The following is a 14,300-nucleotide window of genomic DNA, read 5'->3' as shown; positions in this document are numbered from 1 at the left end:
GGACGTGGTCGGCTGCGGTCAGCCGTGGTCGACGAACCCGCTGATCCCGAGACCACCAGTCAACGGAACCCGGATCTCGTTGCCGGAGTAGGCGATTCCACCGATGACGGGTGATCTGACCGACCACCAGGCTGCGTCGAGGTCGCTCACCTCCGTGGTCGGCTCGGCGGCCACGAGTGCCGCCGCGGCGCCGACCCCGACGTGGCTCTCCATCATCGAGCCGACGATGGTGCGCAGGCCGACCTCGTGGGCACGGCGCAGCATGTCGCGGCCCACGGCGAGCGAGCCGCACTTGGCGAGCTTGACGTTGACGAGGTCCGCCGCTCCGAGGCGGATGATCCGCTCGAGGTCGAACGGGCCGTAGCACGACTCGTCGGCCATGACCGGGAGCCCGACGCGCTCGCGCACCCATGCGAGGCCCTCGACGTCGTCGGCCACGACGGGCTGCTCGACGAACTCCACCCCGAGGTCGGCGACCTCGAGCGCACGGATGACCTGGACGGCCTCCTCGCGCGTCCAGCCCTGGTTGGCGTCGAGCCGGATGGCGACGTCGGGTCCGACGGCATCGCGGACGGAGGCGACGCGCTGCACGTCGGTGCTCGCGTCGGTGCCGACCTTCATCTTCAGGGTGCGGAAGCCGTCGGCCACCCGCGCGCGGGCCGTGTCGGCGAGGGCGTCGGCGGCACCTGCCGAGAGGGTGACATCGGTCGTCAGCACCTCGCGTATGCCGTCCGGCCGTGCGGAGAGCAGCGCAGCGACCGAGGTGCCCTCCGCCTGGGCGACGAGGTCGTGCAGAGCCGCGTCGACCGCCGCCTTGGCGCCGAAGTTGCGGGCCACGCTCCGCTGGACGAGGGCAGCTGCAGCGGCGAGGTCGTCACGGTCGTCGAGCCGGTGGCCCGCGACGGCCGGGGCGAGCATCGTCTCGATGCAGGCGGTCGCGCTCGCCAGCGACTCCCCCGTCACCTGCCACACCTGCGGCGCCTCGCCCCAGCCCGTGCGACCGTCGCTGTCGGTGATGGTGACGACGACGGTGTCGGTGGTCTCGGTGCGGCGCAGGGCCGTGACGAACGGCGTGTGGAGCGGCACGGACGAGGTCGTCGTGGTGACCTGCTCGACCACGGTCATGCTCGTTCCTCCTCGGTCGGGTGCTCGGCCCGCCAGACCTCTCGGGCGATGCCGGCGACGTAGACGGCGGCCTCGGTCTCGTCGAGGTCGATCGTCGTGCAGACGGCGAGGACGAAGGCCTCCTCCCCCTCGGGCCGCACGAGGGCGACGTCGTGCGAGACGCCCGGGATCCAGCCCGACTTGCTCGCCGTCGGGGTGCCCGGCGGCAGGCCTGCGGGCACCTGGTCGACGTGCGTCTGACGGGCCAGCAGCTCCTCGACGGGGGCGAGCACCGCTTCACCGCCGAGAGCCGGATCGCGGCGGCCGACGGCGGCCATGACGAGCCCGAGGTCGGTCGCGGTCACGGTGTTGGTGATGCCCGCCGCCCGGGCCGCGGCGTCCTCGATGCCGCGTCCGACGACGGTGGCCGGTGAGCAGCCGACGATGCGCAGCACCTCGGCGACCTCGGCCAGGCCGACGACGTCGACGAGCAGGTTGGTGGCGATGTTGCTCGAATGGGTGATGGCCTGCTCGGCGAGCTCGCGCAGCGTGCGGGTGCCGCCCACCGCGGACCACGTGGACGGGTCCTGGTCATCCGACTCGTCGAGGTCGAACGGGGAGCCGTCGAGCACGGAGGCGAACCTGCCGGTGACCGTGACGGGCGCGTCGAGGTCGAGCTCGCCGCGCACCACGCGTCGGAAGGCCGCGATGACGAGCGGGAGCTTCATGGTGGATGCCGCGTAGTGGGCAGCGAGCGCGTCGTGCTCGTAGCGGGGCCGGCCGTCGAGGTCGCCCAGCCACACCGACACCGCGGTAGGCGGGGTCGAGGAGCCGGAGTCCTCAGGGGCGGCGACGGCCCGGTCGAGACGCGAGTCGAGGTCCGAGAAGGGGCTGGCCACCCCAGCACGGTAGACGATCAGGCGGCGGAGGCCGACACCACGTCGCTCGTCGGGACGGGCAGCGAGACGGTCGGGGCGAGGCCCTCGCTCTCGGCCATCCGACTGGACACGTCGATGAGCACCTGCGACAGCGGGAGCGAGAGCGCCCCACAGATCGAGGCGAGCAGCTCGGACGAGGCCTCCTTCTCGCCGCGCTCGACCTCGCTGAGGTAGCCGAGGGAGACCGACGCCGTCGCCGAGACCTCGCGGAGGGTGCGGCCCTGGGCGCGCCGGCGCTCACGGAGGACGTCACCGAGCTCGCGTCGCAACAGTGTCGTCATGCCGTCCTCCTTCAGGTCGCTGGTGTCGTGCGTTCGGGGGCGGACCCACCGTCGGGGTGACCCGACAGCCCTACCGTACCCCGAGGGTCCCACGGCGGCGCAGGTGTTTGGCGCGTGGCGCCGGTCTCCTCCACCGCGAGCCGGAGCACCGCGTCGACGGTCGCCGACCGGATCTCGGCCCTGGTCCCGTTCAACTCCAGGGCACGCGTCACTGTTCCCGACGGCCCCGCCACGGCCACGTGGACCGTGCCCGCGGGCTTGCCCTCGGACGGCCCCGGCCCGGCCACACCGGTCGTCGCGAGGGCCCACGTGGATCCGAGCCGACGGCGTACGCCCTCGGCCATCGAGGCGGCCACGGCGGGGTCGACCGTGCCCACGCGGGCCACGAGGTCGGCGGGGACGTCGAGCAGCGCCGTCTTGACCTCGGCGGCATACGCCACGACCCCACCGAGGAGCACCGCGGAGGCTCCGGGGGTGTCGGCCACCGTGGCGGCGACGAGGCCGGCCGTCAGCGACTCCGCGCAGGCGAGGGTCTCGTGGGCCTCGGTCAGGATGGCCACGAGCCGCGCCCCGGGCGCCGCGGTGACGTCGTCCACGTCAGTCCCGCTTCGCCGTCCGCTCGGGGGGTGCGGCGTCGCCGGACGAGCTGCCCGGCGTCGTTGACCTCGCGTCACGGGCGGCGGCACGCGCTGCCCGCCGCGTGAGCGTGCGTTCGCTCGTCTCGCGCAGTCGCGCGGCCTTGAAGACGTAGTCGATGCCGCTGAGGACCGTCATGACGAGGGCCGCCCCGAGCACGACGTAGGCCGCCAGCAGCCAGGCGTCGCCGAACGGGAGCACCCAGAGCGGGAAGGTCAGGGCGCCGAGCGACAACGTCTGGAGCATCGTCTTGAGCTTGCCGCCCCGGCCTGCCGGCATGACCCCGTGCCGGATCACGACGAAACGCAGGACGGTGATGCCGATCTCGCGGACGAGGATGACGACGGTCACCCACCACCAGACGACGCCGAGGAGCGACAGCCCGATGAAGGCCGTGCCCGTCAGCGCCTTGTCGGCGATGGGGTCGGCGACCTTGCCGAAGTTCGTGATCTCACCGCGCCGGCGCGCGATCTTGCCGTCGACGCCATCGGTGACGGCCGCGAGCGCGAAGACCACCCAGGCCCAGAAGCGCCACCAGGGCTCGTTGCCGCCGTCCTGGAAGAGCAGCACGGCATAGACGGGCACGAGCAGGAAGCGCAGGACCGTCAGGGCGTTGGGCAGGTTCCAGTCGGTCGGTCGGGGCGCCGGCCCCTCCCCCCGGTGGAACGTCTGTGGCGTCATCGCGGCTCCGCGACGAGGTCGATCCCCTCGGTGCCGACGACGACGGCCGGCACGAGGTCGCCGACCTGAGGGGCCGGAGCGCCCTCGGGGACGTGCACGATGGTGACTCCGTCGACGTCGGGGCCCTGGAAGTCGGCCCGCCCGATGACGGTGCCCTCCTCATCGTCGATCTCCTCGACGAGGACGAGGACCCGCTCGCCCACGCGCTCCTCGGCGCGCTGGGCGTTGAGCTCCTCGACGAGACGGGTGAAGCGGTCGAGGCGCTCGGCGACGACCTCGGGAGCCAGCTTTCCGGCATACCCCTCGGCCTCGGTGCCGTCCTCGTCGGAGTAGCCGAAGACGCCGACGACGTCGAGCCGCGCCTCGGTGAGGAACGCCTCGAGCTCGTCGAGGTCGGCAACGGTCTCGCCGGGGAAGCCGACGATGACGTTGCAGCGGATGCCGGCCTCTGGTGCGTCGGCGCGCACCCGCGCCAGCAGGTCGAGGAAGGCCTCGCGCGAGCCGAAGCGGCGCATCGAGCGCAGCAGCGGCTCGGACGCGTGCTGGAAGGAGATGTCGTAGTAGGGCACGACACCGGGGGTGTCGGCCATGGCACGCAGCAGACCCGGGCGGATCTCGGCCGGCTGGAGGTAGGAGACGCGCACGCGTTCGATGCCCTCGATCGCGGTCAGCTCCGGGAGCAGCTTCTCGAGCAGCGCGAGGTCGCCGAGGTCCTTGCCGTAGCTCGTGGAGTTCTCGGAGACGAGGAAGAGCTCCTTGACGCCCTGCTCGGCGAGCCAGCGGCCCTCGGCGACGACGTCGGCGGGGCGCCGGGAGAGGAAGGCCCCCCGGAACATCGGGATGGCGCAGAACGAGCAGCGCCGGTCACAGCCAGAGGCGATCTTGAGCGGAGCCCACGGACGCCCGTCCAGACGGGCCCGGATAACCCGCGGGCCGGACGCGGGGGTCGGCACGTCGACGTCGGTCGCGTCGCCGTGGCCCGGCAGCGCGACGGACAGGGAGCCCTGCTGGCGCTCGACCGGGGTCAGTGGGAGCAGCGTGCGGCGGTCGCCGGGCGTGTGGCTCTCGACGTGGCCGCCCGCGAGGATCGTCTGCAGGTGCGCGCTCATGTCGCGGTAGGAGTCGAAGCCGAGCACGGCGTCGGCCTCGGGCAGCTGGTCGGCGAGCTCCTTGCCGTAGCGCTCGGCCAGGCAGCCGACGGCGACGACCTTCTGCGTGCGACCGCCGTCGCCCTTGAGGTCGGAGGCCTCGAGCAGGGCGTCGATGGAGTCCTTCTTGGCCTGCTCGACGAAGCCGCACGTGTTGACGACGGCGACGTCGGCCTCGGCCGCGTCGTCGACGAGACGCCAGCCCTCCGCGAGCAGCCGACCGGCCAGCTCCTCGGAGTCGACCTCGTTGCGCGTGCACCCGAGGGTGACGAGTGCGACGCTCTTGTCGGCGCTCGGGTGGGGAGGGGTCATGCGTCCACTCTAGATGCCGGGGTGTTCAATGGCCGACATGCTCGGAACCGCCCCCCACGGCCACGACGACCTCCTCACGCGGGCGCGCGAGCTGCTCCGCGAGCACCCGCTCGTCGACGGGCACAACGACCTCCCGTGGGAGGCCCGGGAGCAGACCGGCTACGACTTCGATGCCCTCGACATCGCCCAGCGCCTCACGACGACCCAGACCGACCTGCCGCGCCTGGCCGAGGGCGGGGTCGGCGCGCAGTTCTGGTCGGTCTTCGTGCCGAGCACCCTCCAGGGCGACTCCGCCGTCACCGCGACGCTGGAGCAGGTCGACGGCGTCCACCGGATGATCGGGACGTATGCCGACCGGCTGGCACTCGCCCGCACCGCCGACGAGGTCGAGGCCGCCCGCGCGTCGGGCCGTGTGGCCTCGCTCCTCGGCGCCGAGGGCGGCCACTCGATCGGCTGCTCGCTCGGCACCCTCCGGCTCCTGCACGTGCTCGGGGTGCGCTACCTGACCCTGACGCACAACGACAACACGCCGTGGGCCGACTCGGCGACCGACGTGCCCGTCGTCGGTGGGCTCAGCGAGTTCGGCCGCGAGGTCGTCCGCGAGATGAACCGACTCGGGATGATGGTCGACCTCAGCCACGTCGCCGCCACGACGATGCGCGCCGCCCTCGAGACGGCCGACGCACCGGTCATCTTCAGCCACTCCTCGGCCCTGGCCCTGTGCGACACCCCCCGCAACGTGCCCGACGACGTGCTCGCCGAGCTGCCCGCCAACGGCGGCGTGTGCATGGTGACCTTCGTGCCCGAGTTCGTCTCGCCCGCGACCGCGGCCTGGCGCGTCGAGGCGGCCGAGGCAGCCGCCGAGGTCGGGGTGGAGGCCCGCGACTGGGAGGCGTTCGGCCGGTTCGCCGCCACCTGGCAGCGCGAGCACCCGAAGCCCGACGCGACGATCGAGCAGGTCGTCGCCCACCTCGAGCACGTGCGCGAGGTCGCCGGCATCGACCACATCGGCATCGGCGGCGACTACGACGGCACCGACACCTTCCCCGTCGGGCTCGAGGACGTCAGCGGCTACCCGCGGCTCGTCGCCGCGCTGCTCGACCGGTCGTGGTCCGAGGCCGACGTCGCGCGGCTCGTCCGCGGCAACCCCCTCCGCGTCATGCGCGACGTCGAGGCCGTGGCCCGCGACCTGCAGGCCACCCGGGCCCCGAGCCTGAGGACGTTCGCCGAGCTCGACGGCCACGCCTGAGCGTCACCCGGCCACACGGCATACGCCCTCGGTGGGCGAGCCGGCCTACTGGCGGAAGCGGGCGATGGTGAGGCCGACGAGGCGGGCGACGACGAGCGCGACGTAGAGCATGCCCGCAATCTGCTGGAGCAGCACGAACGACCGCGCGTGCGGGGTCACCGCGTAGATGTCGGACAGACCCGTCGAGGTCATCGTCGTGATCGACAGGTAGAGCAGCTCGTACCAGGTGCGCACGCCAGGGAGCGTCTCGCCGTAGATGGTGAACGAGTTCGGCCAGAGGAACTGCACGGCGACGTAGAGGTAGGCGAAACCCCAGGCCACCACGGTGAACGTGGCCCCGGTGGCATAGAGCTCGTCGCGGGTCACCCAGTTGTCGGCGAACATGTACCGCAGCAGCCCGTAGCCCGTGTAGAAGTAGAAGAGCGCGTGCAGCAGGGCGCTCCAGAAGGCGATCGGGTCGTTGTCGGGCCAGACCGCCTCGGCCACGGTGAGCATCACCACCGGGCCGCCCAGCACGACGGCCACCCACGTCAGGGCGGGGGTCGCCCGCACCGCACGCACGGCGAGGAAGAGCACGAGCAGGCCGATGAGGCCGAAGATCGCGCGCCCCGCCTCGCGGTAGTCCCCGATCGTGGCCGTCTCGACGAAGGGGTAGGCCAGCAGCGCACCCAGCTGGGCGAAGAGGAGCAGGGCGCACGGCAGCTCGTTGACCTTGCGCCGCAGCTGGTCGATCCGCGACGGGGGGCCCGCACGGCGGGGCGATGACGGCCAGAGCTCCAGCGACGCACTCACGACTCGGACTCTAGTGGCGGGCCCGTCAAGAACGCGTCAAGAGCCGTCAGCGCGCGGTCAACGGCGCCGGCGTGCCCGGCGGGCGACCTTAGGAAGGAGTCATGTTCACCTCCATCCTCCTGCTCGTGGTCGGCGTCGCCGTGCTGGTCTACCTCGTCCACGTCCTGCTCCACGCGGACCGCTTCTGATGAGCGACACCGCCAGCGGGCTGCTCACCATCGCCGTCCTCGTCGCCGCGCTCGCCGCCGTCCACGTGCCGCTCGGGACCTGGATGGCACGCGTCTTCACCGACACCCGGGACTGGCGCGTCGAGCGCCTCGTCTACCGCCTCTGCCGCGTCGACCCAGCATCCGAGCAACGGTGGACGACGTATGCCGTCGCCGTCCTCGGGTTCTCCGTCGTCGGCGTCGTCCTGCTCTTCGCGCTCATCGCCCTGCAGGGCGTCCTGCCGTTCGCCCGGGGCGCCTCGATGAACCTCGACACCGCGCTCAACACGGCCGTCTCGTTCGTGACCAACACGAACTGGCAGTCGTACGCCGGGGAGTCGGGTACGTCGCCGCTCGTCCAGACGCTCGGGCTGACCGTCCAGAACTTCGTCTCGCCGGCCGTGGGGCTGGCGGTGGCCGTGGCGCTCGTGCGCGGCCTCGCCCGCTCGAGCGGCGCCGAGATCGGCAACTTCTGGGTCGACCTCGTGCGTGGCACCGTGCGCGTCCTGCTGCCGCTCGCGCTGGTCGGGGCGGTCGTGCTGCTCCTCGGCGGCGTCATCCAGAACCTCACGTCGCCGACGGAGGTCACGACGCTCTCGGGCGGCTCACAGGTCGTCCAGGGCGGGCTCGTCGCCTCGCAGGAGGCGATCAAGGAGCTCGGCACCAACGGCGGCGGCTACTTCAACGCCAACTCCGCCCACCCCTTCGAGAACCCGAACGCCTTCACCAACCTGCTCGAGATCTTCCTCCTGCTCGTCATCCCGTTCTCGCTGCCGCGGACCTACGGCATCCTCGTCGGCGACCGGCGCCAGGGTTGGGCGGTGCTCGGCTTCATGGCGACGCTGTGGGGACTCATGGTCGCGGTGGTGACGTGGGCCGAGGTGAGCGCCGGGAGCGGCCCACTCGGTGGACTCGAGGGCAAGGAGGTGCGCTTCGGCATCTGGCCGTCGGCCCTCTTCGCCGCGAGCACGACCGGCACGTCGACCGGGGCGGTCAACTCGATGCACGAGAGCTTCAGCCCGCTCGGGGGCGGTGGGGTGCTCTTCTCGATGCTCCTCGGAGAGGTCTCCCCCGGCGGCGTCGGGACGGGGCTCTACGGCGCCCTCCTCCTCGCGGTCCTCACCGTCTTCATCTCGGGACTCATGGTCGGGCGCACCCCCGAGCTGCTCGGCAAGCAGGTCGGTCGCCGCGAGATCACGCTGACCGCCCTGGCCCTGCTCGTCATGCCGGCCCTCGTGCTCGTCTTCACCGGTATCGGGATGGTCGCGCCGCTCGTGTCGTCGCAGATGCTCGCGAACGGCCCGCACGGGCTCACCGAGGTGATGTACGCGTACGCCTCCGCCGCCAACAACAACGGGAGCGCGTTCGCGGGCTTCTCGGCGGACACGCCGTACACGAACCTCACCCTTGCCCTCTGCATGTTCCTCGGCCGCTTCGTGCCGATCGTCCTCGTGCTGGCCCTCGCCGGTTCCCTGGTGGCGCAACGACGTCGCCCGGTCAACGCCGGCACCCTACCCACCCACACACCCACGTTCACGGGCCTCTTCGTCGGGGTGGCGGTCGTCGTCACCGGACTCACCTTCTTCCCGGCCCTGGCCCTCGGTCCCCTCGCGGAGGCACTGTCATGACCCCGTCCCAGACGACGACCCCGTCGTCCCCCGACGCCACCGACCCGCGTGGCGCCGGCGCCCACGTCCACCGGACCCACCAGCCAGGTGGCTCCGGAGCCGGCACGGCCCTCATCAGGCCCGGTAAGGCGTCCCTGTCCCTCGGCACGCTGGCGCGCCAACTGGTCGCCACCTTCCCGGAGGCCGTGCGCAAGCTCGACCCCCGCCACGTGTGGCGCAGCCCTGTCGTCTTCGTCGTGTGGATCGGCTCGCTCTTGACGACCGTCGTCGCCGTCGTCGACCCCTCGTGGTTCGCCTGGAGCATCACCCTGTGGCTGTGGGCAACCGTCCTGTTCGCCAACATGGCCGAGGCCGTCGCCGAGGGCCGTGGCAAGGCGCAGGCAGCCACGCTGCGTGCCACCCGGACCACGACGACGGCCCAGCGCCGGCGCGCCGACGGCTCCCTCGAGACGGTCGCCGCCTCCGACCTGACGATCGGCGACGTCGTCGTCGTGCGTCCCGGCGAGGTCATCCCCGGTGACGGGGACGTCGTCGAGGGCATGGCCACCGTGGACGAGTCGGCGATCACGGGCGAGTCCGCTCCCGTCATCCGGGAGTCGGGTGGGGACCGGTCGGCCGTCACGGGCGGCACGACCGTGCTCTCCGACGGGATCGCCGTCAGGATCACGACCCGGCCGGGCGAGACGTTCATCGACCGCATGATCGCGCTCGTCGAGGGCGCGGCCCGCCAGAAGACGCCGAACGAGATCGCGCTGACCATCCTGCTCACGACGCTGACCATCATCTTCGTCCTCGCCGTCTTGGGCATCCAGCCGCTCGCGATCTACTCGGGCCAGGAGCAGTCGGTCGTCGTGCTCGTCGCGCTGCTCGTCTGCCTCATCCCCACGACGATCGGCGCACTGCTCTCGGCCATCGGCATCGCCGGCATGGACCGCCTCGTGCAGCACAACGTCCTCGCGATGTCGGGCCGTGCCGTCGAGGCAGCCGGCGACGTGTCGACACTGCTGCTCGACAAGACCGGGACGATCACGTTCGGCAACCGTCGCGCGACCGACCTGCTCGCAGCCCCCGGGCTCGCCGACACCGAGGTCACCGAGGCGGCCTACCTCTCCTCGCTGGCCGACGAGACACCCGAAGGCCGGTCGATCGTCGAGCTTGCGGCGGCCTCCATGTCCGAGCAGGTGCGCCGGCGCCTGGACGGGGCTCGCACGCAGGGCGCCACCTTCGTGGAGTTCACGGCACACACCCGGATGTCGGGGATCGACCTGCCCGACGGTCGCGTCGTGCGCAAGGGTGCATCCGACGCGGTGTGCCGCTGGGCGGCCGACCTCGGGGGCGACGTCCCGTCAGGGGTCCTCACCGAGGTCGCCGGCATCGCGAGCTCTGGCGGCACCCCTCTGGTCGTCGCGTCGATGCTGCCGGGTGAGACACCTCGGGTGCTCGGCGTCATCCACCTCAAGGACGTCGTCAAGCCCGGCATGAAGGAGCGGTTCGCCCAGCTGCGTGCGATGGGCATCCGCACCGTCATGATCACGGGCGACAACCCGCTGACGGCGAAGTCCATCGCTGAGGAGGCCGGGGTCGACGACTTCCTCGCCGAGGCCACGCCCGAGGACAAGATGGCCCTCATCAGGAAGGAGCAGGAGGGCGGTCGGCTCGTCGCCATGACCGGCGACGGCACGAACGACGCTCCTGCCCTCGCCCAGTCGGACGTCGGCGTGGCCATGAACACCGGCACGTCGGCGGCCAAGGAGGCGGCCAACATGGTCGACCTCGACTCCGACCCGACGAAGCTCATCGACATCGTCTCGATCGGCAAGCAGCTGCTCATCACGAGAGGCGCGTTGACGACCTTCTCGATCGCCAACGACATCGCGAAGTACTTCGCGATCATCCCGGCGATGTTCGTCGTGCTCTTCCCCGGTCTCGAGACCCTCAACGTCATGGGCCTCTCGACCCCGAAGTCGGCGATGCTGTCGGCCGTCATCTTCAACGCCCTCATCATCGTGGCGCTGATCCCGTTGTCGCTGAAGGGTGTTCGCTACCGGCCCGCTGGCAGCACCGCCCTGCTGCGACGCAACATCTTGATCTACGGCGTCGGCGGCATCGTCGCCCCGTTCATCGGCATCAAGCTGATCGACCTCGTCGTGAGCCACCTCCCCGGAATGATGTGAGCACCGTGACCAACGTCATCAAGCAGTCCCTGGCCGGCCTGCGCGCCATGCTCGTCCTCACCGTGCTGGTCGGGGTGCTCTACCCCGCCGTCGTCTGGGGAGTCGGCCAGGTCGCCGCCCGAGGGCAGTCCGCCGGCTCGCTCGTCTCGTCCGGCGGCCGTGTCGTGGGCTCGAGCCTCATCGGCCAGCAGTGGCAGGGCGACGAGTGGTTCCACGGTCGTCCCTCGGCCAGCGACTATGCCGGCGACACGAGTGGTGGCACCAACCTCGGGCCCGGGGCGGACCTCGACGCCGAGGTGGCCAAGCGCGCGGAGGCAGCGGGTCTCGACCCTTCGACCGCTCCGGCCGACGCGCTCACCGCATCGGGCAGCGGGCTGGACCCCCACATCACGCCGGCGTACGCCGTCGCCCAGGTCGAGCGCGTCGCCGCAGCCCGCGGTCTCGACGTCGCCCGGGTCGAGGCCCTCGTCGAGGCGCACACGCAGGACCGCATCGCCGGCTTCCTGGGCCAGCCGCGGGTCAACGTCCTCGAGCTCAACCTCGCCCTCGCGCGTCTCTCGGCGCCGGGCGCCGGGTGACCTGAGAGGATCAGCGCATGGGTCGAGGGTCGCTTCGGATCTACCTCGGGGCCGCGCCCGGGGTCGGCAAGACGGTCGCGATGCTCGACGAGGCGCACCGGCGCCTCTCGCGTGGCACCGACGTCGTCGTCGGCTACGTCGAGACCCACGGACGTGCCCACACGGCGGTCATGCTCGAGGGCCTCGAGATCCTCCCTCGTCGTGCGGTCGAGTACCGCGGCAGCCGGCTCACCGAGCTCGACGTCGCCGCGGTCCTCGAGCGCCACCCCCAGGTGGTCCTCGTCGACGAGCTCGCCCACACCAACGTCCCCGGCTCGGTCGCCCCGTCGGGCGACGGGGCCGGGGACGCCTCGCGTGACGAGCACGAGAAGCGTTGGCAGGACGTCGAGGAGATCCTCGAGGCCGGCATCGACGTCGTCTCGACCGTCAACATCCAGCACCTCGAGTCGCTCAACGACGTCGTCGAGTCGATCACCGGCATCCGCCAGCAGGAGACGGTGCCCGACGAGGTCGTGCGCCGGGCCGACCAGGTGGAGCTCGTCGACATGTCGCCCGAGGCGCTGCGCCGCCGCATGGCCCACGGGAACATCTACGGACCCGACAAGGTCGACGCGGCGCTCGCCAACTACTTCCGGACCGGGAACCTCTCCGCGCTGCGCGAGATCGCGCTGCTCTGGCTCGCGGACCGGGTCGACGAGGCGCTCGAGCGCTACCGGGCCGACCAGGGCATCCGCGACCATTGGCCCACCAGGGAACGCGTCGTCGTGGCCCTGACCGGCGGCGCCGGCAGCGAGACGCTGCTCCGACGGGGGGCCCGGATCGCCACCCGAGCGGCCGGCGGCGACCTCATCGCCTGTCACGTCCGGTCGTCCGAGGGACTCACCTCGACCGACCCTGCCGTCCTGGCTCGACTGCACCGACTGGCGCGCGACCTCGGAGCGGAGTTCCAGGACGTCTCCGGCCAGGACGTGGCGGAGGCGATCCTCGACCACGCCCGCGGGGTCAACGCGACGCAGATCGTGGTCGGGGTCAGCCGGCGGAGCCGGTGGCAGCAGATCCTGCGTCCGAGCATCGCGTCGGAGGTCGCAGACGGCTCGGGCGACATCGACGTCCACCTCGTCCCGCACGAGGGGTCGAAGATCGGCAGCCGTCGCCCGAGCGCGACGGGCCTGCCTCCCCGCCGGGTCGTGGCCGGGATGCTCTTTGCCGTCGTCGCCCTGATCGGACTGACCGCAGTGCTCGTGGCCACCCAGGAGGGGCACACCCTCTCCCTCGACCTGCTGCTCTACCTCGCGCTGACCGTCGCCTGTGCCCTGGTGGGAGGCATCTGGCCGGCGCTCTTCTGCGCCGTCGTCGGCTCGCTCGTCGTCAACTGGTTCTTCACCGAGCCCCGCGGCACGCTGACCATCAGCGACCCACCGAACGCACTGGCCCTCGCCGTCTTCGTGCTCGTCGCCATGGCGGTCTCGTCGGTCGTCAACGTCGCGGCCCGGCGCACCGAGCAGGCCGTCTCCGCCGAGCGGGAGTCGTCGGCGCTCGCCGCGATGAGCCGTGACCTGCTCGCCGAGCCGCGCCCGCTGCCGGCCCTGCTCGACCGGGCACGCGACGACCTCGGCATGCGCGCGGCGGTGCTGACCGAGGCGCACCAGGACCGTCCGGCGACCGTCGTGGCGTCGACCGACCCGCACCTGCCGCCCGGCAGCGTGCTCCCGGCCACCGCCGTCTGGGCGCTCGACGTCACCGTCGACGACGGCGTCCACCTACTGCTCGACGGACCGCCCGTGGCGGCCGAGGACCAGCGCGTCGTCAACGCGTACGCCACCCACGCCGCGATCCTGCACGGACGCGAGCAGCTCGTCCGGGCCGCGCGCGAGGCCGCCGGGCTCGCGCGGGACAACGCCGCACGGACGACGCTCCTGGCCGCGGTCTCGCACGACCTGCGTACACCTCTCTCGAGCATCAAGGCCGGCGTCTCGACGCTGCGCCAGTCCGGGCTCGACCTGTCACCCGAGGACGAGGCCGAGCTGCTGGAGTCCGTCGAGGAGAGCGCCGACCGCCTCGATGCCCTCATCGGCAACCTCCTCGACCTGTCCCGTCTCGAGACCGGCGCCGTGCGGGCGCACCACCACTCGATCGACCTGCTCGACGCCGTCGTGTCGACGGTGCGCACGACGTCCGCCCCACAGCGCATCGAGGTCGACCTCGAGCCGGACCTCCCCTTGGTACGCACGGACCTCGGCCTGCTCGACCGGGTGCTCGCCAACGTCGTCGAGAACGCGCTCAGTCACAGCGGCGACGCCGAGGTCCGCATCACGGCCGGCCGCATCGGCGAGGCCGTGCAGCTGCGGGTCATCGACCGCGGCCCGGGTGTCCCCGACGCCGACAAGGACCGGATCTTCGCCGCGTTCCAACGCGTCGGCGACGCGCCGCAGGGCGACGGCCTCGGGCTCGGGCTCGCNNNNGGGCTCACCATGGTCGTCGAGCTGCCACTCACGTCCGCCCCGCCGGCTCCCCCCGTTCGAGGTGGTGCCGACCCCGATGTGGGTGGCGAGATCACCTCGAACGACCGGACG

General features: G+C 72.0%; 12 protein-coding genes and 1 pseudogene. 6 read left to right on the top strand and 7 right to left on the bottom strand.

Going from position 1 to position 14,300, the window contains the following annotated elements; genetic code table 11:
* Nucleotides 1-18: 18 nt before the first annotated feature.
* The 6 genes from ASG96_RS10550 to rimO are packed head-to-tail and all read right to left on the bottom strand — an operon-like array spanning nucleotide 19 to nucleotide 5,100.
* Nucleotides 19-1,125 (bottom strand): dipeptide epimerase, encoded by a 1,107-nt coding sequence (locus ASG96_RS10550; RefSeq protein ID WP_056758739.1) that lies wholly within the window; start codon nucleotides 1,123-1,125, stop codon nucleotides 19-21.
* The gene (locus tag ASG96_RS10545; RefSeq protein WP_057587897.1) at nucleotides 1,122-2,003 is read right to left on the bottom strand and encodes a serine hydrolase; all 882 of its coding nucleotides are present in this window, start codon (nucleotides 2,001-2,003) and stop codon (nucleotides 1,122-1,124) included. The genes ASG96_RS10550 and ASG96_RS10545 overlap by 4 nt, the downstream gene beginning before the upstream one ends.
* Nucleotides 2,004-2,020: 17 nt before the next feature.
* Nucleotides 2,021-2,323, bottom strand: coding sequence for a helix-turn-helix domain-containing protein (locus ASG96_RS10540; protein ID WP_056758745.1), 303 nt, complete (start codon nucleotides 2,321-2,323; stop codon nucleotides 2,021-2,023).
* 11 nt (nucleotides 2,324-2,334) lie between these two features.
* Entirely contained in the window at nucleotides 2,335-2,919 is a 585-nt protein-coding gene (locus ASG96_RS10535; protein WP_056758748.1) for a CinA family protein, read from the bottom strand.
* A gap of 1 nt (nucleotide 2,920) precedes the next feature.
* Nucleotides 2,921-3,640 (bottom strand): CDP-diacylglycerol--glycerol-3-phosphate 3-phosphatidyltransferase, encoded by a 720-nt coding sequence (gene pgsA, locus ASG96_RS10530; RefSeq protein ID WP_056758751.1) that lies wholly within the window; start codon nucleotides 3,638-3,640, stop codon nucleotides 2,921-2,923.
* A complete protein-coding gene (gene rimO / locus ASG96_RS10525; RefSeq protein WP_056758754.1) occupies nucleotides 3,637-5,100 on the bottom strand; it encodes a 30S ribosomal protein S12 methylthiotransferase RimO in 1,464 nt (487 codons plus the stop codon). Before rimO ends, pgsA begins: the two co-directional genes overlap by 4 nt.
* Nucleotides 5,101-5,128: 28 nt before the next feature.
* Here rimO and ASG96_RS10520 point away from each other — a divergent pair, with 28 nt between their 5' ends.
* Nucleotides 5,129-6,349: a dipeptidase gene (locus tag ASG96_RS10520; RefSeq protein WP_082591719.1), complete on the top strand. Its 1,221-nt coding sequence runs from the start codon at nucleotides 5,129-5,131 to the stop codon at nucleotides 6,347-6,349.
* A 45-nt stretch (nucleotides 6,350-6,394) separates the two neighbouring features.
* Here the strand turns inward: ASG96_RS10520 and ASG96_RS10515 are convergent, their stop codons facing one another.
* Nucleotides 6,395-7,141: an ion channel gene (locus ASG96_RS10515; protein WP_057587896.1), complete on the bottom strand. Its 747-nt coding sequence runs from the start codon at nucleotides 7,139-7,141 to the stop codon at nucleotides 6,395-6,397.
* Nucleotides 7,142-7,242: 101 nt separating this feature from the next.
* Between ASG96_RS10515 and ASG96_RS24635 the strand changes: the two genes are divergently transcribed.
* The 5 genes and pseudogenes from ASG96_RS24635 to ASG96_RS10495 all read left to right on the top strand — a co-directional run.
* Complete coding sequence (locus ASG96_RS24635) at nucleotides 7,243-7,329, top strand: potassium-transporting ATPase subunit F (protein ID WP_082588788.1); 87 nt, start codon at nucleotides 7,243-7,245, stop codon at nucleotides 7,327-7,329.
* Nucleotides 7,329-8,975: a potassium-transporting ATPase subunit KdpA gene (kdpA, locus tag ASG96_RS10510; protein ID WP_056758759.1), complete on the top strand. Its 1,647-nt coding sequence runs from the start codon at nucleotides 7,329-7,331 to the stop codon at nucleotides 8,973-8,975. Before ASG96_RS24635 ends, kdpA begins: the two co-directional genes overlap by 1 nt.
* The gene (kdpB, locus tag ASG96_RS10505) at nucleotides 8,972-11,149 is read left to right on the top strand and encodes a potassium-transporting ATPase subunit KdpB (RefSeq protein WP_235509132.1); all 2,178 of its coding nucleotides are present in this window, start codon (nucleotides 8,972-8,974) and stop codon (nucleotides 11,147-11,149) included. The genes kdpA and kdpB overlap by 4 nt, the downstream gene beginning before the upstream one ends.
* Nucleotides 11,146-11,727 (top strand): potassium-transporting ATPase subunit KdpC, encoded by a 582-nt coding sequence (kdpC, locus tag ASG96_RS10500; protein WP_057587895.1) that lies wholly within the window; start codon nucleotides 11,146-11,148, stop codon nucleotides 11,725-11,727. Before kdpB ends, kdpC begins: the two co-directional genes overlap by 4 nt.
* Nucleotides 11,728-11,744: 17 nt before the next feature.
* Nucleotides 11,745-14,185, top strand: a pseudogene (locus tag ASG96_RS10495) (DUF4118 domain-containing protein); the annotation flags it as partial.
* Nucleotides 14,186-14,300: the final 115 nt, after the last annotated feature.

This window comes from Terrabacter sp. Soil810, from assembly GCF_001429645.1.
In the GTDB taxonomy this organism is placed as follows: domain Bacteria; phylum Actinomycetota; class Actinomycetes; order Actinomycetales; family Dermatophilaceae; genus Terrabacter.
The sequence above is the reverse complement of the archived record's forward strand: the minus strand, read 5'-3'. Positions and strand labels throughout refer to the sequence as shown.

Coding starts and splice junctions, on each gene's coding strand:
- ASG96_RS10550 (WP_056758739.1), bottom strand. CDS start 1,125: ATGACCGTGGTCGAGCAGGTCACCACGACGACCTCGTCCGTGCCGCTC.
- kdpA (WP_056758759.1), top strand. CDS start 7,329: ATGAGCGACACCGCCAGCGGGCTGCTCACCATCGCCGTCCTCGTCGCC.
- kdpB (WP_235509132.1), top strand. CDS start 8,972: ATGACCCCGTCCCAGACGACGACCCCGTCGTCCCCCGACGCCACCGAC.
- ASG96_RS24635 (WP_082588788.1), top strand. CDS start 7,243: ATGTTCACCTCCATCCTCCTGCTCGTGGTCGGCGTCGCCGTGCTGGTC.
- pgsA (WP_056758751.1), bottom strand. CDS start 3,640: ATGACGCCACAGACGTTCCACCGGGGGGAGGGGCCGGCGCCCCGACCG.
- rimO (WP_056758754.1), bottom strand. CDS start 5,100: ATGACCCCTCCCCACCCGAGCGCCGACAAGAGCGTCGCACTCGTCACC.
- ASG96_RS10540 (WP_056758745.1), bottom strand. CDS start 2,323: ATGACGACACTGTTGCGACGCGAGCTCGGTGACGTCCTCCGTGAGCGC.
- ASG96_RS10520 (WP_082591719.1), top strand. CDS start 5,129: ATGGCCGACATGCTCGGAACCGCCCCCCACGGCCACGACGACCTCCTC.